Annotated in this window: 21 protein-coding genes; 4 read left to right on the top strand and 17 right to left on the bottom strand. The window is 71.2% G+C overall.

Annotated elements, in window-relative coordinates:
* Nucleotides 1–51 precede the first annotated feature (51 nt).
* Nucleotides 52–1,176 (top strand): glycerate kinase, encoded by a 1,125-nt coding sequence (locus tag ACWCXX_RS09910; RefSeq protein WP_451125833.1) that lies wholly within the window; start codon nt 52–54, stop codon nt 1,174–1,176.
* 105 nt (nt 1,177–1,281) lie between these two features.
* Here ACWCXX_RS09910 and ACWCXX_RS09905 read toward each other — a convergent pair whose 3' ends face one another.
* The 6 genes from ACWCXX_RS09905 to ACWCXX_RS09880 form a co-directional block, all read right to left on the bottom strand.
* Entirely contained in the window at nt 1,282–1,884 is a 603-nt protein-coding gene (locus tag ACWCXX_RS09905) for an SRPBCC family protein (protein ID WP_451125832.1), read from the bottom strand.
* A gap of 128 nt (nt 1,885–2,012) precedes the next feature.
* Entirely contained in the window at nt 2,013–2,954 is a 942-nt protein-coding gene (locus ACWCXX_RS09900; RefSeq protein WP_451125831.1) for an MASE1 domain-containing protein, read from the bottom strand.
* 178 nt (nt 2,955–3,132) lie between these two features.
* On the bottom strand, nt 3,133–3,975 hold the full coding sequence (locus ACWCXX_RS09895; RefSeq protein ID WP_451125830.1) for a PP2C family protein-serine/threonine phosphatase: 843 nt from the start codon (nt 3,973–3,975) through the stop codon (nt 3,133–3,135).
* Between the two features lie 120 nt (nt 3,976–4,095).
* Complete coding sequence (locus ACWCXX_RS09890; protein ID WP_451125829.1) at nt 4,096–4,494, bottom strand: DUF6221 family protein; 399 nt, start codon at nt 4,492–4,494, stop codon at nt 4,096–4,098.
* A gap of 305 nt (nt 4,495–4,799) precedes the next feature.
* Nucleotides 4,800–5,621, bottom strand: a complete 822-nt coding sequence (gene pssA / locus ACWCXX_RS09885; RefSeq protein WP_451125856.1) for a CDP-diacylglycerol--serine O-phosphatidyltransferase — start codon at nt 5,619–5,621, stop codon at nt 4,800–4,802.
* A gap of 22 nt (nt 5,622–5,643) precedes the next feature.
* The gene (locus tag ACWCXX_RS09880) at nt 5,644–6,291 is read right to left on the bottom strand and encodes a phosphatidylserine decarboxylase (protein WP_376449526.1); all 648 of its coding nucleotides are present in this window, start codon (nt 6,289–6,291) and stop codon (nt 5,644–5,646) included.
* A gap of 2 nt (nt 6,292–6,293) precedes the next feature.
* Here ACWCXX_RS09880 and ACWCXX_RS09875 point away from each other — a divergent pair, with 2 nt between their 5' ends.
* Nucleotides 6,294–6,437: a hypothetical protein gene (locus ACWCXX_RS09875; RefSeq protein ID WP_451125828.1), complete on the top strand. Its 144-nt coding sequence runs from the start codon at nt 6,294–6,296 to the stop codon at nt 6,435–6,437.
* Between the two features lie 35 nt (nt 6,438–6,472).
* On the opposite strand, the gene ACWCXX_RS09870 is transcribed toward ACWCXX_RS09875, so the two are convergent.
* From ACWCXX_RS09870 to ACWCXX_RS09835, 8 genes are all read right to left on the bottom strand, one after another.
* The gene (locus tag ACWCXX_RS09870) at nt 6,473–7,678 is read right to left on the bottom strand and encodes an acyl-CoA dehydrogenase family protein (protein WP_391731776.1); all 1,206 of its coding nucleotides are present in this window, start codon (nt 7,676–7,678) and stop codon (nt 6,473–6,475) included.
* Nucleotides 7,679–7,680: 2 nt separating this feature from the next.
* Nucleotides 7,681–8,208, bottom strand: a complete 528-nt coding sequence (locus tag ACWCXX_RS09865; protein ID WP_451125827.1) for a MaoC family dehydratase — start codon at nt 8,206–8,208, stop codon at nt 7,681–7,683.
* 2 nt (nt 8,209–8,210) lie between these two features.
* Complete coding sequence (locus ACWCXX_RS09860; RefSeq protein ID WP_451125826.1) at nt 8,211–9,230, bottom strand: HpcH/HpaI aldolase/citrate lyase family protein; 1,020 nt, start codon at nt 9,228–9,230, stop codon at nt 8,211–8,213.
* The gene (locus ACWCXX_RS09855; protein ID WP_451125825.1) at nt 9,227–11,239 is read right to left on the bottom strand and encodes a protein meaA; all 2,013 of its coding nucleotides are present in this window, start codon (nt 11,237–11,239) and stop codon (nt 9,227–9,229) included. The genes ACWCXX_RS09860 and ACWCXX_RS09855 overlap by 4 nt, the downstream gene beginning before the upstream one ends.
* 1 nt (nt 11,240) lies before the next feature.
* The gene (ccrA, locus tag ACWCXX_RS09850; protein WP_451125824.1) at nt 11,241–12,638 is read right to left on the bottom strand and encodes a crotonyl-CoA carboxylase/reductase; all 1,398 of its coding nucleotides are present in this window, start codon (nt 12,636–12,638) and stop codon (nt 11,241–11,243) included.
* A 369-nt stretch (nt 12,639–13,007) separates the two neighbouring features.
* The gene (locus tag ACWCXX_RS09845) at nt 13,008–13,802 is read right to left on the bottom strand and encodes a GNAT family N-acetyltransferase (protein ID WP_451125823.1); all 795 of its coding nucleotides are present in this window, start codon (nt 13,800–13,802) and stop codon (nt 13,008–13,010) included.
* 112 nt (nt 13,803–13,914) lie between these two features.
* Nucleotides 13,915–14,730, bottom strand: coding sequence for a TetR family transcriptional regulator (locus ACWCXX_RS09840; protein WP_451125822.1), 816 nt, complete (start codon nt 14,728–14,730; stop codon nt 13,915–13,917).
* Nucleotides 14,731–14,878: 148 nt separating this feature from the next.
* Nucleotides 14,879–16,660, bottom strand: coding sequence for a 3-hydroxyacyl-CoA dehydrogenase family protein (locus tag ACWCXX_RS09835; RefSeq protein WP_451125821.1), 1,782 nt, complete (start codon nt 16,658–16,660; stop codon nt 14,879–14,881).
* Between the two features lie 363 nt (nt 16,661–17,023).
* Here ACWCXX_RS09835 and ACWCXX_RS09830 point away from each other — a divergent pair, with 363 nt between their 5' ends.
* Nucleotides 17,024–17,605 carry a HEAT repeat domain-containing protein gene (locus ACWCXX_RS09830; RefSeq protein WP_451125820.1) on the top strand — a complete coding sequence of 194 codons (582 nt, stop codon included), beginning with the start codon at nt 17,024–17,026 and terminating at the stop codon, nt 17,603–17,605.
* 13 nt (nt 17,606–17,618) lie between these two features.
* Here ACWCXX_RS09830 and ACWCXX_RS09825 read toward each other — a convergent pair whose 3' ends face one another.
* The 3 genes from ACWCXX_RS09825 to ACWCXX_RS09815 all read right to left on the bottom strand — a co-directional run bounded on the left by ACWCXX_RS09825 (nt 17,619) and on the right by ACWCXX_RS09815 (nt 21,070).
* Nucleotides 17,619–18,188, bottom strand: a complete 570-nt coding sequence (locus ACWCXX_RS09825; RefSeq protein ID WP_451125819.1) for an N-acetyltransferase family protein — start codon at nt 18,186–18,188, stop codon at nt 17,619–17,621.
* A 46-nt stretch (nt 18,189–18,234) separates the two neighbouring features.
* Nucleotides 18,235–19,839, bottom strand: a complete 1,605-nt coding sequence (locus ACWCXX_RS09820; RefSeq protein WP_451125818.1) for an alpha/beta hydrolase — start codon at nt 19,837–19,839, stop codon at nt 18,235–18,237.
* 172 nt (nt 19,840–20,011) lie between these two features.
* The gene (locus ACWCXX_RS09815) at nt 20,012–21,070 is read right to left on the bottom strand and encodes an Rv2578c family radical SAM protein (RefSeq protein ID WP_451125817.1); all 1,059 of its coding nucleotides are present in this window, start codon (nt 21,068–21,070) and stop codon (nt 20,012–20,014) included.
* A gap of 149 nt (nt 21,071–21,219) precedes the next feature.
* On the opposite strand from ACWCXX_RS09815, the gene ACWCXX_RS09810 reads away from it, so the two are divergent.
* Complete coding sequence (locus ACWCXX_RS09810; RefSeq protein WP_451125816.1) at nt 21,220–21,666, top strand: SRPBCC family protein; 447 nt, start codon at nt 21,220–21,222, stop codon at nt 21,664–21,666.
* Nucleotides 21,667–21,697 lie beyond the last annotated feature (31 nt).

The raw sequence follows: 21,697 nt of genomic DNA, 5'->3' as shown, positions 1-21,697 counted from the left end.
CGCGACTGCCTGTTCGAAAGCAAGGGATACATGGTGGCGGACGGAGCAGTGATGGAGACCGCACGCGTGCTCGTCGCGGCGGACAAGTTCAAGGGCTCGCTCACGGCCGTGCAGGTCGCGGAGCGGGTGACGGCCGGGCTGCGGCGGGTCGTCCCCCAGGTACGGGTGGAGGCCCTGCCCGTGGCCGACGGCGGCGACGGCACGGTGGCGGCGGCGGTGGCCGCCGGATTCGAGCGCCGCGAGGCACGGGTGACCGGCCCCCTGGGCGACCCGGTGACCGCGGCGTACGCGCTGCGCGACACCACGGCGGTGGTGGAGATGGCCGAGGCGTCGGGGCTCCAGCACCTGCCCGCGGGGGTGTTCGCCCCGCTGACCGCCACGACGTACGGCTCCGGCGAACTGCTGGCCGCCGCGCTCGACGCGGGAGCCCGGACGATCGTCTTCGGGGTCGGCGGCAGCGCCACCACGGACGGCGGCGCGGGCATGCTGGCCGCGCTCGGCGCCCGTTTCCTGGACGCGGACGGCGAGCCCGTCGGCCCCGGGGGCGGCGGGCTCGCCGCCCTGGCAGAGGCGGACCTGTCCGGACTCGACCCGCGACTGGCCGACGTGGACCTGATCCTCGCCAGCGACGTGGACAACCCGCTGACGGGGCCGAAGGGCGCCCCCGAGGTCTACGGCAGGCAGAAGGGCGCGAGCGAGGACGACATCGCGGTCCTCGACGCCGCGCTCGCCCGCTACGCGTCCGTCCTCGGCCCGGACCACGCACAGCTGCCCGGAGCGGGAGCGGCGGGCGGCATCGGCTACGGGGCGCTGGTCGCCCTCGGTGCCCGGTTCCGCCCCGGCATCGAGGTCATGCTCGACGTCCTGGGCTTCGCCCCCGCGCTGGCCCGCGCCGACCTGGTGATCACCGGGGAGGGGTCGCTCGACGAGCAGACCCTCCACGGCAAGGCACCGGCGGGAGTGGCCGCGGCGGCCCGCGCCGCAGGCGTCGAGGTCGTCGCGGTCTGCGGCCGGCTGGCGCTGCCGCAGGAGGCCCTGACCGTCGCGGGCATCAGCCGTGCGTACGCCCTGGCGGACCTGGAACCGGACCCGGCGGTTTCCATGGCCCAGGCGGGGCCCCTGCTGGAACGCGCCTCCGAGGCGATCGCGCGCGACTTCCTGGCGCGGCCCCGGTAACCGGCCCTCGCCCGGCACACGGCGGGCCGGGGCGGGTGCGGGGCGGGCAGCCGCCCCGCACCGTGCGGTGCCCCGGCCGGGACACCGCCCCGCACCCGCCGCACGTCATCGGACGGACGATGCGGCTCCCCGGCTGTTTCCGCGGACGGTGCCCCCGGCGTCCGTCCCGAAGCCGCCCCCGCCGGCCTTCGCCCCGGGGGCGCGCTCACCCGCGTCCGGACCGGAGGCGGGCCGGTCCGCGTCCTCGTCGGTGGGCGTACCGGAGCCGTCCCCGCCGACCAGCAGGTCGGCCAGGCACTGGAGCTCGGAGGGCAGGTCACGGCGCCAGGCCATCGTCACGAGGGGCGCGAGAATGATCATGCCGCCGTCCAGATGGGGCTTGACGGAGACGGTGACCGTGGTGCCCCGGCGGTTCGGACGGAGCCGGAACTCCAGCTCCGGGGAGTGGCGGCCCAGCGGGGTCCACATGCCCGCACCCCGGAAGGCCAGGTACTCGACGGGTGTGCTCGCGGTGCACCGGAGGCGGTGCGTCCGTCGTCTGCCCGGAAACTTGCAGGTGTACTCGTCGCCGAGTTCGGTGGCGATGGGGCCGTCGATCACCCGGTCTATGCTCGACGACCACTCGGCAAGGTTCCGCGGATCCCGGAGGAACGAGAAGACCTCGTCGGCGGGGCGGGACACATGGACATTCGCAGACACATGGGGCATGGCTCCACCTCTTACGGCGCCCGTCCGCCCGGGTATCGGCGTCCGGTTGCCCTCGTCGCGGTGCCGTCGCCCATCAGCCTGCTTCGATTCACCGGTCCGTGCATCCGTGGCACGACCGATGGAGTGATTTACAGGTCCTGTCGGGCCACCTTCTCGGAGAGATGCGCACAGAGCCGCCGGATCTCGCGGTAGGTGCGGTTGCGTTCGGTGACGGCTGCGCCGAGCAGCAGCGCGGTGAGCGCGGTGGCGCCGTTGAACGCCTGGAGGATGGTCATGTTGGTCACCAGGCCGTGCTGGGCGAAGGGGCCGGTCATCCGCCTGGCGGCGAGGATCGCGAACGTGGACACGCCCAGTGCACAGCACGCGGCACCGGCCCGTTCGAAGCGGAAGGCGGCCCAGACGAGGAAGGGGAACACGAGGAACAGCAGCGAGGGGATCGTGTCGGTCGCCAGAAGGGTGGCGGCCAGGGTGGCGGCCACCAGCGCGGTCGCCTCGATCCACCGCGCCGGGCCCGCGTCGCGTGGCCACCGGGCCCTGCGGGCGGCGAGCAGGAACGGCGTCACGACCATGACGCCCATGGCATCGCCCGTCCACCAGACCGACCAGGTCGGCCAGAACTTGGCGGCCGGCACCGCTCCCGACAGGACGAGGGCGCCGGAGCCCGCGGACGCGCTGATCAGCATGCCGGTCAGGGCGCCGAGGAAGACCAGCGCCAGCGCGTCCCGCAGCCGGTCGAGGTCGTTGTGGAAGTCCACGCGCCGCAGGAGCAGACAGGAGCAGAGCGGGGCGACGGTGTTCCCGGCGGCGATGAGCAGAAGTATGGACAGCGGCGAGGGGTCGATGGTGCTGTTGACGGCGAGCGATCCGAGCGCGATTCCGGGCCAGATCCGCACACCGAACACGAGCAGCGCCGCCATCGCGATCCCGGTCGGCGGCCACAGCGGGGTGACCTGGCCGTGCACCAGCTGCTGGCGCAGTCCCAGCCAGGCCGTCGCGTAGTAGCAGACGGCCACGCCCAGGACTGCCAGGACCGTGACCGCCCACCGCCGGAGTCGCGCTCTGTCCACCACAGCAGCATCAGACACCACACCGGGACGTCCCGCCGGGTCGGGCACGCCGACGTTCCGCCGATGCCGCGGACGAAGGAGCACGCATCCGGCGCCCACCTGGCCCGCCCGCACCGTCGGCCGGTGTCCGCCGTTCCGCCTGTCTTCTCGGCCCGTGTCCGCCGTTCCGCCCGCCGCTCCGTCAGCCGGTGTCCGCCGTTCCGTCGTGGCGGACGACGAGTACGGCGGCGTCGTCCTCGTGGCCGGTCAGGTCCGCCACCCGGATCACCCGTGCGGCCAGCTCGTCGGGGTCGGCGCCGTCCGCGGCGCCGACCAGCTCCGCCACCGCGGCGAGACCCTCGTCGATCGGGCAGGCCGGTCCCTCCACGACCCCGTCGGTCAGCAGGACCAGATATCCGGCCTCCGGCAGCCGCCTACGGGTCACCGGGTACTGCTGGTCGCGCAGTATCCCCAACGGCATCCCGCCCGCGTCCAGGAGGACGCCGCGCTCACCCGAATCGGTGCCCCACACGAGCGGTACGTGCCCGGCCCTGGCCACGGAGAGCTCACCCCGCTCCGGGACGACACGCAGCAGAGAACAGGTCGTGAACAGCTCGCAGCCCAGCGAGATCAGCAGTTCGTTGGCGCAGGCCAGTACTTCGCCCGGATCGACCGTCACGCCGGCGAGCGCCCTGAGACCGGCCCGTGCCTCGCCCATGAAGGCGGCGGCCTCCACCCCGTGCCCCTGCACGTCGCCGATGACGATCCCGGTCGCCCCGCCCCGCATCGGGAACGCGTCGTAGAAGTCGCCGCCGATGGCCAGGCCGTCCTGCGAGGGCGAGTAACGGATCCCGATCCGCAGCCCCGGGAACTCGGGCAGCCCGGCCGGGAGCAGATGCCGTTGCAGCGCCCAGCCCAGTTCCGCCCCGACCCGGTGGAGCTCGATGTTCTCCAGGGCCTGGTCGACGAGACGCCCGAGGGTGTGCAGGAGCTCCTGGGGGTCGTCCGGTGCGCTGCGGTGTCGGTGCATGGCGTCCCTGGGCATTGCGATCCGCCCCCTTGTGAAACCTTAACCCGCACCGCCGCGCGGAGGAGGGTCCGTGGCAGGGGCACATGCCGTCGCGGGCCCCGGTGCCCGTCCGGGGGCTTCCTCACACGGCCGGTGCTACTGGATGAACCGGGGGAGCCACCTGGCCCGGTACTCGGGGTGGCCGGCGTGCTCCGCGGCCAGCTGACGGACGGCGAACCCCAGCCCCACCGCCCGGCCGGACCGGAAGTCGTGCTCGGGGCGGTCGGTGTCCAGGTCGGCCACCTCCGCGTACTCGTCGAGGAGCACCCGGCTCGTCTCGATGCGGCGCAGCGTGCGCGCCGGGTCCTGGAAGGCGATGTGCTGGTCGAAACCGAGATTCCGCACGCTGAACGCGATGCCCCCGGACCGGTCGTGCACCTCGCCGGGCACATCGACCGGGCAGCGCCAGCTGTCGCCGCCCGCCTCCTGCGCGATCCGTTCTTCCTCGGCGAGCCGCGCCCGGACGAAATCGATCATCTCGGCGTTGTCTGTCATCGGGTTCCGAATCCTTCATCGTCATGGCCTGATCCCGGGGACGGCACACGCGGTCGGCACGCCGTTCGATCAGCTGCTCACCGCTCCGGACAGCCGTGGAAGAAGCCCCCCGTTCCCGTGGGCCCCAACATACTGTGCCCGTGCTTCCGGCCGGTTCCGGCAAGTCGACGCCGCGGCGGCGAATCGACGAGCCGCACCGGCCGGCCCCGCTCCGGCGCATACGAAAGGCCCGGGGGCCGGCCCGGCGCATACGGAAGGGCCCGGGTGCTGGGGAGCACCCGGGCCCTTCCGTTCTGTCGTGTGCGCTACGGCAGCTGCGCCGCCCGCGCCTCGCGCCGGTTGCCGCGGAAGGTGTTCACCCGCCGGGCCGTCGCGAAGAGCGGAATGACCGCTCCCAGGACCACCTGGAGCGCGCAGCCGGTCTGGAGGAGCAGCTGGCCCCCGGGGGCGTCGAACGCCCAGGCGGCGAGCAGCCCCATCGCGGACACGATCCAGCTGAGCATCGCCACCGCGAGGATGCCCCGCGGCTTCGGGTACTCGACCCGGCTGACCATCAGCCACGCCACTCCGACGATCGCGAGCAGCGTCGGCACGAAGGGCAGCTCCAGAAGCACGATCGAGACGACCGTGAGCGCTCCGAAGGGGCTCGGCATGCCCTGGAACATGCCGTCCTTCATGGTCACGCAGGAGAATCTGGCAAGCCTGAGCACCACCGCCAGCAGCACCACGATCGCGGCCAGCGCCGAGACCCGCTGATGCGCGTCGTCCGCGACCATGCCGTACACGAGGACGAAGTACGCCGGGGCGAGCCCGAAGCTGATCAGGTCCGAGAGGTTGTCCAGCTCGGCCCCCATCGGCGAGGAGCGCAGCTTGCGGGCCACGAGCCCGTCGAAGAGGTCGAAGACCGCCGCGAGGAGCATCAGGATGACGGCGGTGGCCGCGGAGTGCCGGGCCATGCCGCTCTCGTCGCTGCCCGTGAGGTGCGGGATGAGGATTCCGGTGGTGGTGAAGTACACCGCCATGAATCCGCAGGTGGCGTTGCCGAGCGTGAGGGTGTCCGCTATCGACAGCCGCAGAGAGAGCGGCATGTCCTCGCCGGCGTCCTCCTCGGACTCCGCCTCCGGCACCCAGCCGGCCTGTGTGTCGGGATCAATCACGGTCAATTCGAGTCACCCCCGCGGTGGTGGCCTGGCCGACCTCGACCGCGACATCGACACCTTCCGGAAGGTAGATGTCGACCCGCGAGCCGAAGCGGATCAGGCCGATGCGTTCGCCCTGTTCCACCTTCGTACCCTGCGGGACGTACGGGACGATGCGCCGGGCGACCGCACCCGCGATCTGCACCATCTCGATGTCGCCGAGCTCGGTGTCGAAGTGCCAGACGACGCGCTCGTTGTTCTCGCTCTCCTTGTTGAACGCCGGAACGAACCCGCCGGGGACGTGCTCGACCGAGGTCACCGTGCCGGCCAGGGGCGCGCGGTTGACGTGAACGTTCAGCGGGCTCATGAAGATCGCGACGCGGGTGCGCCCGTCCTTCCACGGCATGATGCTCTGCACCACTCCGTCGGCCGGAGAGATCACCCGGCCCCGGGTGATCTCGCGCTCGGGGTCCCGGAAGAACCACAGCATGCCCGCCGCGAGCGCGGTGGTGGGCACGGCCACCGCGGCCCAGCGTCCGGACTTGCGGGCCCGGGCGAGGCTGAGTGCCGCGGTGGCGACGGTCGGGAGGAGCCACGGCGAAGCTCCGCGTGCAAGGCGGACCCCGCCGCGTGGTGCAGAGGTTTGGCTGTCGGGCATGGATGACCTTCGTAGCGGATGATGCCGCGCTGGCAACGGGGGACGGCGGCTTTTCCGGCGATGTTATCGGTTGCGAGCCGCAACTGGGCAAGCCAGCAGCCGAGTCGGACGGCTGGAAGGCACCGGCCGAGGATGACAGGATGTGATCTTCTTCGCGGCCAAATCACCCCGAAAGGGACAATCACCCCTGGAACCGGTACTCCTCGAGGAGTCGGCGCCCAATGATCATTTTCTGGATCTCGGCGGTACCTTCACCGATGAGCAGCATCGGGGCCTCCCGGTAGAGGCGCTCGATCTCGTACTCCTTTGAGAAGCCGTAACCGCCGTGGATACGGAAGGCGTCCTCGACGACTTCCTTGCAGTACTCGGAGGCGAGGTACTTCGCCATCCCTGCCTCCAGGTCGTTTCGCTCCCCGGAGTCCTTTTTGCGCGCTGCGTTCACCATCATTGCATGGGCGGCCTCGACCTTGGTGGCCATTTCGGCCAGCTTGAACTGGATCGCCTGGTGCTGGGCAATCGGCTTTCCGAAGGTCTGGCGCTGCTGCGCGTAGGAAACGCCGAGCTCGAATGCACGCTGCGCGACGCCGCAGCCACGCGCCGCCACATTCACCCGGCCGACCTCGACGCCGTCCATCATTTGGTAAAACCCTCGACCGGTGGTACCACCCAGCACTCGATTGGCCGGAATGCGCAGCCCATCCATGATGAGTTCGGTCGTGTCGACACCCTTGTAACCCATTTTGTCGATCTTGCCGGGAATGGTGAGTCCGGGGCGGACCTCGCCGAATCCGGGTTCCTTCTCCACCAGGAACGTCGTCATCGACTTGTGCGGGGCCGTTCCCTCGGGGTGGCCTTCGTCACTCCGGCACAGAACGGCGACGAGCGAGGACGTGCCACCGTTCGTCAGCCACATCTTCTGGCCGTTCAGAACGTATTCCTCGCCGTCCCGGACGCCCTTGGAAGTGATCGCCGAGACGTCCGAGCCCAGCGCCGGCTCGGACATCGAGAACGCGCCCCGGACCTCGCCCAGCGCCATCCGCGGCAGGAAGGTGTCCTTCTGCTCCTGGGTGCCGTGCTGCTTGAGCATGTACGCCACGATGAAGTGCGTGTTGATGATTCCCGAGACGCTCATCCAGCCGCGGGCGATTTCCTCCACGCACAGTGCGTATGTGAGAAGCGACTCACCCAGGCCGCCGTACTCCTCGGGGATCATCAGCCCGAACAGGCCGAGTTCCTTGAGTCCCTCGACGATCTCGGTGGGGTACTCGTCACGGTGCTCCAGCTGGGTCGCGACCGGAATGATCTCCTTGTCGACGAAATCCCGGACCGTGGAGAGGATTTCCCGCTGGACGTCGTCGAGGCCGGCGGTCTGGGCGAGTCGAGTCATGGCTACTTCTCCACGTTCTTCTGCGAAGGCTGGTTCAACTCGGGACGGCCGGGCTGCTCCCCGCCGCGCTCCTTGATGTACGTCTCGGTGGGGACCATCACCTTGCGGCGGAACACACAGACGAGCGTGCCGTCCTGTTTGTATCCCCTGGTCTCGACGTAAACGATTCCGCGGTCGTTCTTGGACCTCGACGGCGTCTTGTCGAGAACGGTCGTCTCGCCGTAGATCGTGTCGCCGTGGAAGGTCGGCGCGACGTGCTTCAGCGACTCGATCTCCAGATTGGCGATGGCCTTTCCGGAGACGTCCGGGACGGACATGCCGAGCAGCAGCGAGTAGATGTAGTTGCCGACGACGACGTTCTTCCCGAAATCGGTCGTCCGTTCCGCGTAGTTGCTGTCCATGTGCAACGGGTGGTGATTCATGGTCAGTAGACAGAAGAGGTGGTCGTCGTACTCCGTGACCGTCTTCCCGGGCCAGTGCTTGTAGACCGCACCGACCTCGAACTCCTCGTACGTGCGTCCGAACTGCATGGTCAGGCCTCCGGGGCTTCGAACTTGGAGGTGCGCTGCATACCGGCGGCGCGGCCCTTGCCCGCGACGACGAGGGCCATCTTGCGGCTGGCCTCGTCGATCATCTCGTCGCCGAGCATCGCCGAACCCTTCTTGCCGCCCTCCTCCGAGGTGCACCACTCGTACGCGTCGAGGATCAGCTCGGCATGGTCGTAGTCCTCCTGCGAGGGCGAGAACACCTCGTTGGCCGCCTCGACCTGACCGGGGTGCAGCACCCACTTGCCGTCGAAGCCCAGCGCCGCGGCGCGCCCGGCGACCTCGCGGTACGCGTCCACGTCGCGGATCTGGAGGAAGGGGCCGTCGATCGCCTGGAGGTCGTGCGCACGGGCCGCCATCAGGATGCGCATCAGGATGTAGTGGTAGGCGTCCGCCGGGTAGCCGGGCGGCTGCTGACCGACGACCAGGGTCTTCATGTTGATCGACGCCATGAAGTCGGCCGGGCCGAAGATCAGCGTCTCCAGGCGGGGCGAGGCGGCGGCGATGTCGTCGATGTTCACCAGGCCCTTGGCGTTCTCGATCTGCGCCTCGATGCCGATCCTGCCGACCTCGAAGCCCATCGTCTTCTCGATCTGGGTCAGCAGCAGGTCGAGGGCGACGACCTGCTGGGCGTCCTGGACCTTGGGCAGCATGATGCAGTCGAGGTTCTGGCCGGCGCCCTCGACGACCGTGACGACGTCGCGGTAGGTCCAGTGGGTGGTCCAGTCGTTGACCCGCACGACCCGGGTCCTGCCCGTCCAGTCGCCGTCGTTCAGCGCGTCGACGACGGTGTGCCGTGCGCCCTCCTTGGCGAGCGGCGCGCAGGCGTCCTCCAGGTCCAGGAAGACCTGGTCGGCGGGGAGACCCTGGGCCTTCTCCAGGAACCGCGGGTTCGAGCCGGGCACGGCCAGGCACGAGCGGCGCGGACGCAGACGGGAGGTGCCGTCCCGCAGGGACGTCCCCTGAGGGTGGTGGGGGGAGACGGGCGGGCGGTTGACGGCAGTCATGCGGGGACCTCCAGAGGGTCGAGCTTGTTCGCTTTCCGGATCTCGTCGACGATACGGCCGATGATCTCCGTGATACCGAAATCCTTCGGGGTGAATACGGCGGCGACACCGGCCCCGACGAGGGCCGCGGCATCGGCGGGCGGAATGATCCCGCCCGCGATCACCGGGATGTCGGCGGCGCCCGCCTCGCGCAGCCTGGTGAGCACGTCCGGCACGAGCTCGGCGTGCGAGCCGGACAGGATCGACAGACCGACGCAGTGCACGTCCTCGGCGAGCGCGGCCGAGACGATCTGTTCCGGGGTCAGCCTGATCCCCTGGTAGACGACCTCGAAGCCGGCGTCGCGGGCCCGTACGGCGATCTGCTCGGCGCCGTTGGAGTGCCCGTCCAGGCCCGGCTTGCCGACCAGCAGGCGCAGCCGTCCGGCCCCCAGGTCGGCCGCGGTCCTGGCGACCTTCTCGCGGACCAGGGCGAGCGGCGTGCCCGCCTCCGCGGTCACCGCGACCGGGGCGGACGAGACGCCCGTCGGGGCCCGGAACTCGCCGAAGACGTCGCGCAGCGCCCAGGACCACTCGCCGGTGGTGACACCCGCGCGGGCGCACTCCAGGGTGGCCTCCATCAGGTTCCCGGTGCCCGCGGCGGCCTTCTTCAGGGCGGCCAGGGCGTCACCGGCACGGGCCTCGTCCCGGTTGTCGCGCCACTGGTGCAGGGCCGCCACGACCCCGGCCTCGTTGGCGGGGTCGACCGTCATGATCGCCCCGTCGAGATCGGCGGTGAGCGGGTTCGGCTCGGTCGTGCCGTAGATGTTGACGCCGACGATCTTCTCCTCGCCGCCCTCGATCCGGGCCCGGCGGGCGGCGTGCGAGGAGACCAGCTCGGACTTCAGGTAGCCGGACTCGACGGCCGCCATGGCGCCGCCCATCTCCTGGATCCGGTCGATCTCGGCGAGCGACTCGTCGACCAGCTCGTCGACCTTGGCCTCGATGACGTGCGACCCGGCGAAGATGTCCTCGTACTCCAGCAGATCGCTCTCGTGCGCGAGCACCTGCTGGATGCGCAGCGACCACTGCTGGTCCCAGGGCCGGGGGAGCCCCAGCGCCTCGTTCCAGGCCGGCAGCTGGACGGCGCGGGCACGGGCGTCCTTGGAGAGCGTCACGGCCAGCATCTCCAGGACGATGCGCTGGACGTTGTTCTCCGGCTGCGCCTCGGTCAGGCCGAGCGAGTTGACCTGGACGCCGTAGCGGAAGCGGCGCTGCTTGGGGTCGGCGATGCCGTACCGCTCGCTGGTGATCCGGTCCCAGATGCGGCCGAAGGCCCGCATCTTGCACATCTCCTCGATGAACCGGACACCCGCGTTCACGAAGAAGGAGATCCGCGCGACCACGTCGCCGAACTTCTCCTCGGGCACCTGGCCGGAGTCGCGCACGGCGTCCAGGACCGCGATGGCCGTCGACATGGCGTACGCGATCTCCTGGACCGGGGTGGCGCCCGCCTCCTGCAGGTGGTAGCTGCAGATGTTGATCGGGTTCCACTTCGGGATGTGCCGGACCGTGTACGCGATCATGTCGGTGGTCAGCCGCAGGGAGGGGCCCGGCGGGAAGACGTGCGTCCCGCGCGAGAGGTACTCCTTGACGATGTCGTTCTGCGTCGTCCCCTGGAGCCGGGTGATGTCGGCGCCCTGCTCCTCCGCGACCACCTGGTAGAGCGCCAGCAGCCACATCGCGGTGGCGTTGATCGTCATCGAGGTGTTCATCTGTTCCAGCGGGATGTCCTGGAACAGCCGGCGCATGTCACCGAGGTGCGACACCGGCACGCCGACCCGGCCGACCTCGCCGCGGGCGAGGACGTGGTCGGGGTCGTACCCGGTCTGCGTCGGCAGGTCGAAGGCGACCGACAGGCCGGTCTGGCCCTTGGCGAGGTTGCGCCGGTAGAGCTCGTTGGACGCCTCGGCGGTCGAGTGACCGGCGTACGTCCGCATGAGCCACGGGCGGTCCTTCTGGCGCCCACTCATGTCAGACGTTCCTGCCGTGCCGGTCGGTCCGCTCCGCCGATGCGTCCCGGAACAGATTGATGGCGTCGATGTGCTTCTCGCGCATCTCCTCGTCCCGGACGCCGAGCCCCTCGCGCGGGGCCAGGGCCAGCACCCCGACCTTGCCCTGGTGGCGGTTGCGGTGGACGTCGTACGCGGCCTGGCCGGTCTCCTCCAGGGAGTAGACCTTCGACAGGGTCGGGTGGATCTTCCCCTTGGCGACCAGGCGGTTGGCCTCCCACGCCTCGCGGTAGTTGGCGAAGTGCGAGCCCACGATCCTCTTGAGCGACATCCACAGGTAGCGGTTGTCGTACTCGTGGTTGTAGCCGGAGGTGGAGGCGCAGGTGACGATGGTGCCGCCCTTGCGGGTGACGTAGACGGAGGCGCCGAAGGTCTCGCGGCCCGGGTGCTCGAAGACGATGTCCACGTCCTCGCCGCCGGTCAGCTCGCGGATGCGCTTGCCGAAGCGCTTCCACTCGCGCGGGTCCTGGGTGTGCTCGTCCTTCCAGAACCGGTAGTCCTCGGCGCTGCGGTCGATGATCGCCTCGGCGCCCATCGCCCGGCAGATCTCCGCCTTCTGCGGCGAGGAGACCACACAGATCGGGTTGGCACCGCCGGCCAGCGCGAACTGGGTGGCGTACGAGCCGAGTCCGCCGCTGGCGCCCCAGATCAGCACGTTGTCGCCCTGCTTCATGCCGGCGCCGTTGCGGGAGACCAGCTGGCGGTACGCGGTCGAGTTCACCAGGCCCGGGGCCGCGGCCTCCTCCCAGCTGAGGTGCCGGGGCTTGGGCATCAGCTGGTTGGACTTGACGAGCGCGATCTCGGCGAGGCCGCCGAAGTTGGTCTCGAAGCCCCAGATGCGCTGCTCCGGGTCGAGCATCGTGTCGTTGTGGCCGTCCGAGGACTCCAGCTCCACCGACAGGCAGTGCGCGACGACCTCGTCACCGGGGTTCCAGGCGTTGACGCCGGGGCCGGTGCGCAGGACGACGCCCGCCAGGTCGGAGCCGATGATGTGGTACGGCAGGTCGTGGCGCCGGGTGAGCTCGCTGAGCTTTCCGTACCGCTCCAGGAAGCCGAAGGTGGGCATCGGCTCGAAGATCGAGGTCCAGACGGAGTTGTAGTTCACCGAGCTCGCCATGACGGCGACCAGGGCCTCGCCGGGCCCGAGTTCGGGCACCGGGACCTCGTCGATGTGCAAGGACTTGCGGGGGTCCTTGTCGCGGGTGGCGAGACCGGCGAACATCTCGGTCTCGTCCTTGTGCACGGTCACCGCGCGGTACGACTCGGGGATGGGCAGGGCCGCGAAGTCCGCGGCGGTGACCGCGGCGGAGCCGCTTCCCGATTCCGTCTGCGATTGGATCGCGTCCAGGATTTCCTTCACGGTGTGCCTCCGGCGGATGGGGGCGCTCGGGACCGCTTGGACGGTCCCTGCGAGCAGTGGCGAGCAGTGTGGTGTGGAGGTGTTGCCGTCGGTTCGGCTGTCAAAGCTTCGGCTTGCTCTGTGGAGCAGAAGGGTTCGCCTGTGACGCAGGCGTCCGGGCGCGCAGGCACGTGGCTTGCGGGGACAGCCGGCGTGCGTGAGATCCCGGCACGCCGGCCGCCCGGACACCTTCAACGTATGGCACTCCGTGACACCTGGCAAGGCACTGCGTGCCAACAATTTCTCTCACTTGTCGCTCGCTGGACACCGATGAGCGTTGTGAGGGATGTTTTGCCGAGATATGCCCCGTAAAAGGTCGCGAATGATCGATCAGCGTGACCGGTACACGTACGGGGTCGTGGTGCCCAGCGCCAGGAAACCGAGCCTCTGGAGGATCGGCCGACTCTCGTCGGAGGCGTCGACCTGGAGGTGCTCGTACCCCCGCTCCGCGGCGATCCGGGCCCGGAAGGCGACCAGGGCCCGGTAGACGCCCCGCCCGCGCCAGCCCTCGACCGTGCCGCCGCCCCAGAGCCCCGCGAAGCCCGTGCCCGGGTGCAGCTCCATCCTGGCCGCGCTCACCGGCTCCTCGCCCGCCAGGGCGAGCACGCCGACGAAGTGCTCCGGGTCCCGGTCGAGCCGGCTCAGCACCTGGTGGCGCAGCCCCGGCAGCCGGGTGCCGAAGGCCCGCTCGTGGGTGCGGATCAGCACCTCCACGTCGTCCGCATCGCGCACGGTGCGCAGCCGGACCCCCTCGGGCGGCTCCACCGCCGTCGACAGACCCGCCACCGGGGCGACCAGCAGGGTCTCCGGCTCCTCCGCCTCGAAACCGGCCGCCAGGAGCCGCCGCGCCAGATCGGCCGGCCGGTCGTGCTCGTACAGCTTCCACTCGAACCCGTCGTGCCCGAGCGCCGTGTAGTGCGCCACCTGGGCCGCGATCACCTCGTCCGTCCGGGCGGGGTCCAGCTCCGGGGACGACCAGACGATCCCGTTCCAGTCCTCGGCGCCGCCGGTCTGGCGTACGACGTCACCGGTGCGCTCCACCCGGACGCCGGGGCCGTCGGGGCGGGCGTGCTCACGCATCTCCCGGTCGAACAGGGTCAGCAGTGTTTCGCGATCGTGAGTCATCCGCCCACCACAACACCGGCGCGGGGGCGCGGCAACCGGGTTTCGGCGCGGTGACGACGGGTGGGGGCGTGCCGGTCGGCACGCCCCCGGTCCGGAGGCCGCCCGACCGGCCTCAGCGGTCCTGGAGCGCCTGCTGGATGGTGCGCATCACTTCGTCCAGCGGCGCGTCGGTGCGCGCCACCGCGACCAGCACCTCGTCGTGGGAGGTCACCGAGGCGGCCGGCTGCTTCGCCGGCTCGGTGCCGACGATCCGGCCCGCGCCGATGCCGGTGCCGAAGGTGTCGCGGACGATCGCGAAGGCGTGGTCGAGCTGGGCCTCCACGTCGCCCTCGCCGCCCGCCCGCAGCCAGCGGCGCAGCACGTGGTTGTGCGCGGTGACGACGGCGGACGCCGCGACCTCCGCCAGCAGCGGGTCGTCGTTGCCGACCTGGTGGTCGCGTTCGTCGAAATGGCCCAGCAGATAACGCGTGAAGAGCCGCTCGTAGCGGGCCACCGAGGCGATCTCGGCCTCACGCAGGGTGGGAACCTCGCGGGTCAGCTTGTAGCGCGCCACGGAGACCGCGGGCTTCGCCGCGTACATCTTCATGACTTCCTTGATGCCGCGGCAGACGGTGTCGAGGGGGTGCTCGTGCGCCGGGGCGGCGTTGAGGACGGCCTCGGCCCTGACGAGGGTGTCGTCGTGGTCCGGGAAGATCGCCTCTTCCTTGGAGCGGAAGTGCCGGAAGAAGGTGCGCCGGGCGACTCCCGCGGCGCCCGCGATCTCGTCGACCGTCGTCGCCTCGTAGCCCTTGGTGGCGAACAGTTCCATGGCCGCGGCGGCCAATTCGCGCCGCATTTTGAGCCGTTGGGCGGCGGCGCGTGTGCCTGCGGCACTTTCCTGGGCGTCGGGCGCGGCGGAGGCACGGGGGGACCTGGCGGGCTGGGACATGGTGTGAACGTACTGCATCGGGCCGGGGGAGTGCGCCCGTGGGGGCGGGCCGCCCGACGGATCGAGCAGCCCGCCCCACCCGGCTCCCGGCCGGGCGGGGCCGCCCGCGTGCCTCGCGGCGTCGCGGGCCGCCCCCTGCCGGCCCCGCTCAGCGCCGGGCATGTTCCCGGAAGCCGCGCCCCGTCTTGCGGCCGAGGCAGCCGGCGGCCACCAGGTGTTCGAGCAGCGGCGCCGGGGCCAGGCCCGGGTCGCGGAACTCGTTGTGCAGCACCTTCTCGATGGCGAGCGAGACGTCGAGGCCGACCACGTCCAGCAGCTCGAACGGGCCCATCGGGTAGCCGCCGCCCAGCTTCATCGCGGCGTCGATGTCGTCGAGGCTGGCGTAGTGCTCCTCGACCATCTTGATCGCATTGTTGAGGTACGGGAACAGCAGCGCGTTGACGATGAAACCGGCCCGGTCGCCGCAGTCCACCGGGTGCTTGCGGACCTCGACGCAGACCTCGCGGACGGTGGCGTGGACGTCGTCGGCGGTGAGCACCGTACGGACCACCTCGACCAGCTTCATCGCGGGCGCCGGGTTGAAGAAGTGCATCCCGATCACGTCCTGCGGCCGGGAGGTGGCGCGGGCGATGGCCACGACCGGCAGCGACGAGGTGGTGGTGGCCAGGACCGCCCCCGGCCTGCATACCTTGTCCATGGTCCCGAACAACTGCTGCTTGACCGCCAGGTCCTCGGCGACGGCCTCCACCGCGAGGTCGACGTCGGCGAAGGCGTCCAGCGAACCGGCCGCGGTGATCCGGCCGAGCGCCCCGTCCCGTGCCTCGGCCGTCAGCCGCCCCTTGGTGACGGAACGTTCCAGCGACTTGGCGATCCGGGCCTTCGCCGCGTCCGCCTTCTCCTGGCCGCGCGCGGCCAGGACCACGTCGTAGCCCGCCTTCGCGAACACCTCGGCGATCCCCGAGGCCATCGTTCCGGAGCCGGCGACCCCCACCGAACGCACCGCACGCCCGGCCGCCGCCGTCGTGTCCTCCCGAGGGGTCAGCGCGTCCGGCACCACGGTCCGGCTGCCGGCCGCCTCGTACGTGTAGAAGCCGCGGCCCGCCTTGCGGCCGGTCAGCCCCGCGTCGCTCAGCTGCCTGAGCACCGGCGCCGGGGCGTGCAGCCGGTCGCGCGACTCGGCGTACATCGCCTCCAGGACGGTGCGGGCGGTGTCGATCCCGATCAGGTCGAGCAGGGCGAGCGGGCCCATCGGCAGGCCGCAGCCGAGCTTCATCGCCGCGTCGATGTCCTCGCGGGAGGCGTAGTTGGCCTCGTACATCGCGGCGGCCTGGTTGAGGTAGCCGAACAGCAGCCCGTCGGCGACGAAGCCCGGCCGGTCGCCGACCGCCACCGGCTCCTTGCCCAGGCTGCGGGCGAGCGCGGTGACCGCCTCGACGGCCGGTGGCGCGGTCAGCACCGAGGAGACCACCTCGACCAGCTTCATCGCGGGCGCCGGGTTGAAGAAGTGCAGACCGAGCACGCGCTCGGGGCGCAGCGACTCGGCGGCCAGCCGGGTCACCGACAGGGCGTTGGTGCCGGTCGCCAGGATCGCGGTGGGGGAGACGATCTCGTCGAGCTCCCGGAAGACCTGCTGCTTGATCTCGTACGACTCCGGCACGACCTCGACGACCAGTTCCGCCTCCGCGGCGGCCCGGAGGTCGTCGAAGGTGCGGAACCGGGCGAGCACGTCGCCCCGTTCCTCCTCGGTGATCCGTCCGCGCTCCACGGCGTGGGCGGTCGAGGACTCCAGGGCGGCGACGGCGCGGGCGGCGGCCGCCTCGCTGATGTCGATGCCGACGACCTCGTGGCCGGCGCGGGTCAGGACCTCGGCGATGCCGGTGCCCATGGTGCCGAGGCCGACGACGGCAATGGTGCTGAGCGGGGTGTCCATCACGGGACTCCAGAGAATGAGTGACGACTGTGAGGAGGGCACGGCGCGCGCGTCGGGTGAGGTGAACGGGCGCGACACGTGCGGGAATTGCGTGTCGTGGTACTCGGGCCGGGGTGCCGTGGGCGTACCCGGACCCGGAAGGGGCGACGGACTCTGTCCCGAAGTCACGTCTCGCGGAGCTGCCGAACCGACAAGCACTCCGAGTGGCTGCGTCACCAGGCCACCGGAGCAGGCGGGGAGTGTGTCCCGCTCACATGAGATTAACTTCCGAGTAACGAGCGCGCCAGCCCCCTGCCGTTGTGGGTCACGTCATATCCACCCCGGGCCTCGATACGCACAGTTTCCGCCGATAAGCTGAGGGTCATGGACGAGGAGTTCCGGTCCCTGGCGGACCGGCTTGCGGACGAGGCCGACGCGGCGGGGGAGTCGGCGGCCTGCCGCGCCCTCCTCGCCACCGACGACGAGGAGGAACTGGCCCGCGTGCTGGTGGAGCGCGAACGCCCGCTCTGGGCCCGCGAGATCGCCGCGTTCCGGCTCGGCTGCGGCGGCGACCGGCGGGCCTTCGAGGCGCTGGTCCTGCTGCTCAACCACCGCGACCCGGAACGCTGCGTGTCCGCCGCTCACGCCCTGGTGCTCCTCGGCGATCCCCGCACCCCCCGGGCCGCCGCCGCCCTCGCGACCAACTCCCTGCGCACCGCGTACGCCCTGCACCCGGTGCGGCTGCTCACCGCCCTGCGGGCCCCGGAGTCGGTGCCCGCGCTGATGAGCACCCTGGAACGGCTGCTGGGCCCCGGCGACCCGCACTGGCGGGTGGCGCTCGCCTGTGTGGAGGGGCTCGGACGGCTGGGCGACGAGCGGGCCCGCCCGCTCCTGGAGGCGGCGCTGGCGCATCCGAGGCTGGGCACCGCCGCCCGGGACGCGCTCGGCCTGCTGGCCGCACCCTGAGGGAACGCCGGGCTCAGGGAGCGGCTGGGCCGCCGAGGGCGCGTACGTAGCGCACCTCGGGCACGAGCACGCCGTCCGCCTCGAAGGTCTCCTCGGCGCCGTCGGGGCGGAAGCCCGCGCGCTCGTAGAAGCGGCGGGCCGGGGCGTTCTCCCTCAGCACCCACAGCGCCAGGTCGGGGAAGCCCTCGGCGGTGGCGCGGGCGAGCACCTCCGCCATCAGGGCCCGGCCCGCCCCGGTCCCGATCAGCTCGGGCGTCACGTAGAGCGCGTACAGCTCGCCCCGCGCGAGCGGCCTGCCGTTCTCGCGGTACGGGCCGTAGCAGGCCCAGCCGATCACACCGGAGCCCGGCCGTTCGGCCACCACGTTCACGATCGTGGTGCCCCCGGTGAAGGACGAGCGGCGCCGCTCCGCGTCCTCGGCGACGGCGAGATCCATGTCGTCCAGGTACGACTGCGGCACCAGCCCCGCGTACGCGGCCTGCCAGCCGCGCACCCGCAGGCGCGCGACCGCCGCGCAGTCGTCGACGGTCATGTCCCGTACGCAGGTCCCGGCGGGGGTGGTCCGTGTCGTCATACGGGCCATCCTGGCGCAGACGCCGGGACGGCCCGTACGCGGGCCCGGGGGCCGGTCAGCCGCGGAGGCCGAGCAGGCCGTGCAGGGTGCTGCCCCTGCTGCCGGAGCCCGTCCGCCGCGCCGACTTCGCCGCCGCCTCGCCGGTCAGCGGGCGCGGGTCGGGGGAGGCGGCGCAGACCGCGTCCGCGTCGGCCCGGCTGCCCCGGCCGCGCGGCACGGTTCCCTCGGCGAGGTAGGCCGCGAGACGGTCGTCGAGGCAGTCGTTGCCGCTCAGGGTGATGCCGTGGTTCCCGCCGCCCTGTTCGACGACCAGGCTGGAGCCGCGCAGCCTGCGGTGCAGGGTGACCCCGCCCTCGTACGGCGTGGCCGCGTCGTCGGTCGCCTGGAAGAGCAGCACCGGCGGCAGGGCGCTGTTGGAGACCCGGACCGGATTGAGCGGTTCCACCGGCCAGTCGGCACAGGGAGCGTTGTACCAGGTGTTGTTCCAGGTGAAGAAGGGGGCCTTGGCGTGCACCCGTCGGCTGTCGTTGCGCCAGAGGGTCCACGGCCGGGGCCAGCGGGCGTCGCGGCACTGCACGGCCGAGTAGACCGAGTACCCGTTGTCGCCCTCCGCGTCGAGCGCCCCGAACCGCTCGTACGCCTCCACCAGCGCGTCCTGGTCGTGGTCGTTCACGTACCGGGCGAACGCGTCGGCCAGATAGGGCCAGTACCCGTTGTAGTAACCGCCCGGCAGGAAGGTGTCCTCCAGCTCGCTCGCGCCGACCTTCCCGCCGGCGGGCCGGGCCCGGACGGCGTCGCGCATGGCGTACCAGGCGCGCTCGACCCGGGCCGGGTCCGTGCCCAGCCGGTACGTGGCATCGTGCTCGGCGACCCAGGCGGCGAACGCCTTGTGGCGGGCGTCGAAGGCGTAGTTCTGGCCGATGTTGTCGTCGTACCAGACCCCGTCCGGGTCGACGTTCGAGTCGAGCACCATGCGCCGCACCCGCTCCGGGTACAGCTTGGCGTACACCGCGCCGAGGTAGGTGCCGTACGAGTAGCCGAAGTAGTTGAGCCGCCGGGCGCCGACGGCCCGCCGGATCACGTCCAGGTCCTTGGCGGCGCTGACGGTGTCCAGGTGCGGCAGCAGGTCCGGGTACTTGCGCCCGCACGCCTCGGCGAACGCGCGGGCCCGGTCCCGGTTGGCCCGCTCGGCACCGGGCGCGTCCGGCGTCGAGACCGGACGCACCGGATCGAAGTACTTCGGTACGCAGTCCAGCGCCGGCCTGCTCCTCCCGACACCGCGCGGGTCGAACCCGATCACGTCGTACTGCGCGGCGACCGGCTTCGGCAGCGAGGACGCCACGAAACCGGCCATCGACAGGCCGCTGCCCCCGGGGCCGCCCGGATTGACCAGCAGCGGGCCCTGGAACGTCTTCGCGGTGTGCGGGATCCGGGACAGGGCGAGGGTGATCCGCCGTCCCGACGGATCGTCATGGTCGAGCGGCGCACTGACCGATGCGCACTGCAGCCGCGGATACGACTTGGTGCCGCAGTCGGTCCACGCGATCCGGGCGGCGCGGGGCCGCGCACCGGTGTCGGCGGTCGCCGGGGCCGGTGCCGCGGTCACCAGAGCGGCGACGGTCGCGCCGACGGCGAGCAGAATTCCTGGACGTTTCGTCATATGGCCTCCCGTGACGGGGAAAACACGACTGCGCGGGGCGCAGCCCCCGCCGCATGCTCCCCGCATTCGTGCCCGGAAGGACCGTTCACGCCGAGAGTTGACCCGTTTGCCCGCTCCCTGATCCGGCATGATCCAAACGAAAGACCCTGGGCCGGGGCGCGGTTCCGGCGGATCAGGACAGGGCCGGCCGGGAGGGCCCGGGACCGTCGAGCGGTGGGCGCGGCTCCTTCCGCACGGGCAGCCGCCGGTCCGTGCCGCGGTGCGCGGGACCGATGCCGAACTCGGCCGCCAGCTCGTGGACGTGACGGGTGATGCGCCGCTGGTACCACCTGGGCGCGTAGGGCCCCTCGGCGTACAGCCGCTCGTACCGCCGCACCAGATGGGGGTGGTGGTTCCCCAGCCACCGCATGTACCACTCCCGCGCGCCGGGCCGCAGATGGAGGACGAGCGGGGTCACCGAGGTCGCCCCGGCGGCGGCGATCGCGCGGACCGTGGCCCGCAGCTGGTCCGGATGGTCGCCGAGGAACGGGACGACGGGTGCCATCAGCACACCGCAGCCGATGCCGTTCCCGCTCAGGGCGCGGACGACGTCCAGGCGGCGCAGGGGAGAAGGGGCGCCGGGCTCCAGGGTGCGCCACAGCCCGTCGTCGGCGAAGCCGACCGAGACGGAGATGCCGACGTCGGTGACCTCGGACGCCTGCCGCAGCAGCTCCAGGTCGCGCAGGATCAGCGTCCCCTTGGTCAGGATCGAGAACGGGTTCGCGTGGTCGCGCAGGGCCGCGATGAGGCCGGGCATCAACCGGTACCGGCCCTCCGCGCGCTGGTAACAGTCGACGTCGGTGCCCATCGCGATGTGCGCCCCGTGCCAGCGGCCGGACGAGAGGTGGTCGCGCAGCAGCTCCGGGGCGTTGACCTTGACGACGATCTGCGAATCGAAGCCGGGACCGGTGTCGAAGCCGAGGCCGGTGTCGAGGTCGGGCCGGCCGTGGGCCCTGCGCGCGAAACAGTAGACGCAGGCGTGCGAGCAACCCCGGTACGGATTGACGGTCCATTCGAACGGCATCCGTGAGGCGCCCGGCACCCGGTTCACGATCGAACGGGTCCGGATCTCGTGGAAGGTGATCCCCCGGAACCCGGGGGCGTCGAAGGTGCGCGTGGTCACCGCGTCCGCGGCGAAGAGCGCGCTGTTTCCCGCCGCTCCGGGCTTCTCGACCGGGTTGTCCCAGCGCATGGACGCCTCCTCGATAGCACTGGGCAGAGAATAGAACACTTGTTCCCATGATCGTTTTCTCCCCTTCGTCCCGGCCCGGATTTTGAGCGGCGTGCCGGAGGTGGTTGGCTCGTCACACCCCCGAACAACCGAGTGCTGGAGGAACAGGCATGGCGCAGGTCGAGGCCACCACGGAACGAGTCATCGCGGCGGACGCGGAGACGGTGTTCGACGCCCTGGCCGACTACGAGCAGGTCCGGGGCAAGGTGCTGCCCGGACAGTTCAGCGAGTACGAGGTGCGCGAGGGCGGCGACGGCGAGGGCACCCTCGTCCACTGGAAGCTCCAGGCCACCAGCAAGCGGGTGCGCGACTGCCTGCTGGAGGTCACCGAACCCACGGACGGCCGGCTCGTCGAGAAGGACCGCAACTCCTCGATGGTCACCACCTGGACCGTCACCCCGGCCGGCGAGGGCAGGTCGAAGGCGGCCGTCTCGACCGTGTGGAACGGTGCCGGAGGCATCGGCGGATTCTTCGAGAGGACCTTCGCCCCCAAGGGGCTCGGGCGGATCTACGACGAACTGCTCCGGAACCTCGCCGCCGAGGTGGAGAAGAAGTAACACCGCACGCCCTTGACCGGCCTCACCGTAT

The sequence above is a fragment of the Streptomyces sp. NPDC001732 genome, assembly GCF_053596315.1.
The sequence above is the reverse complement of the archived record's forward strand: the minus strand, read 5'-3'. Positions and strand labels throughout refer to the sequence as shown.

What these genes read in the sequence shown, in the direction of transcription:
- ACWCXX_RS09905 (WP_451125832.1), bottom strand. Translation starts at nt 1,884, where the DNA reads ATGCCCCATGTGTCTGCGAATGTCCATGTGTCCCGCCCCGCCGACGAG.
- ACWCXX_RS09855 (WP_451125825.1), bottom strand. Translation starts at nt 11,239, where the DNA reads ATGAGTGGGCGCCAGAAGGACCGCCCGTGGCTCATGCGGACGTACGCC.
- ACWCXX_RS09830 (WP_451125820.1), top strand. Translation starts at nt 17,024, where the DNA reads ATGGACGAGGAGTTCCGGTCCCTGGCGGACCGGCTTGCGGACGAGGCC.
- ACWCXX_RS09875 (WP_451125828.1), top strand. Translation starts at nt 6,294, where the DNA reads ATGACCTTCGTAGCGGATGATGCCGCGCTGGCAACGGGGGACGGCGGC.
- ACWCXX_RS09860 (WP_451125826.1), bottom strand. Translation starts at nt 9,230, where the DNA reads ATGACTGCCGTCAACCGCCCGCCCGTCTCCCCCCACCACCCTCAGGGG.
- ACWCXX_RS09865 (WP_451125827.1), bottom strand. Translation starts at nt 8,208, where the DNA reads ATGCAGTTCGGACGCACGTACGAGGAGTTCGAGGTCGGTGCGGTCTAC.
- ACWCXX_RS09895 (WP_451125830.1), bottom strand. Translation starts at nt 3,975, where the DNA reads ATGCCCAGGGACGCCATGCACCGACACCGCAGCGCACCGGACGACCCC.
- ACWCXX_RS09810 (WP_451125816.1), top strand. Translation starts at nt 21,220, where the DNA reads ATGGCGCAGGTCGAGGCCACCACGGAACGAGTCATCGCGGCGGACGCG.
- ACWCXX_RS09910 (WP_451125833.1), top strand. Translation starts at nt 52, where the DNA reads ATGGAGACCGCACGCGTGCTCGTCGCGGCGGACAAGTTCAAGGGCTCG.
- ACWCXX_RS09870 (WP_391731776.1), bottom strand. Translation starts at nt 7,678, where the DNA reads ATGACTCGACTCGCCCAGACCGCCGGCCTCGACGACGTCCAGCGGGAA.
- ACWCXX_RS09835 (WP_451125821.1), bottom strand. Translation starts at nt 16,660, where the DNA reads ATGGACACCCCGCTCAGCACCATTGCCGTCGTCGGCCTCGGCACCATG.
- ACWCXX_RS09825 (WP_451125819.1), bottom strand. Translation starts at nt 18,188, where the DNA reads ATGGCCCGTATGACGACACGGACCACCCCCGCCGGGACCTGCGTACGG.
- ACWCXX_RS09820 (WP_451125818.1), bottom strand. Translation starts at nt 19,839, where the DNA reads ATGACGAAACGTCCAGGAATTCTGCTCGCCGTCGGCGCGACCGTCGCC.
- ACWCXX_RS09845 (WP_451125823.1), bottom strand. Translation starts at nt 13,802, where the DNA reads ATGACTCACGATCGCGAAACACTGCTGACCCTGTTCGACCGGGAGATG.
- ACWCXX_RS09815 (WP_451125817.1), bottom strand. Translation starts at nt 21,070, where the DNA reads ATGCGCTGGGACAACCCGGTCGAGAAGCCCGGAGCGGCGGGAAACAGC.
- ACWCXX_RS09840 (WP_451125822.1), bottom strand. Translation starts at nt 14,730, where the DNA reads ATGTCCCAGCCCGCCAGGTCCCCCCGTGCCTCCGCCGCGCCCGACGCC.
- ACWCXX_RS09890 (WP_451125829.1), bottom strand. Translation starts at nt 4,494, where the DNA reads ATGACAGACAACGCCGAGATGATCGATTTCGTCCGGGCGCGGCTCGCC.
- ACWCXX_RS09880 (WP_376449526.1), bottom strand. Translation starts at nt 6,291, where the DNA reads ATGCCCGACAGCCAAACCTCTGCACCACGCGGCGGGGTCCGCCTTGCA.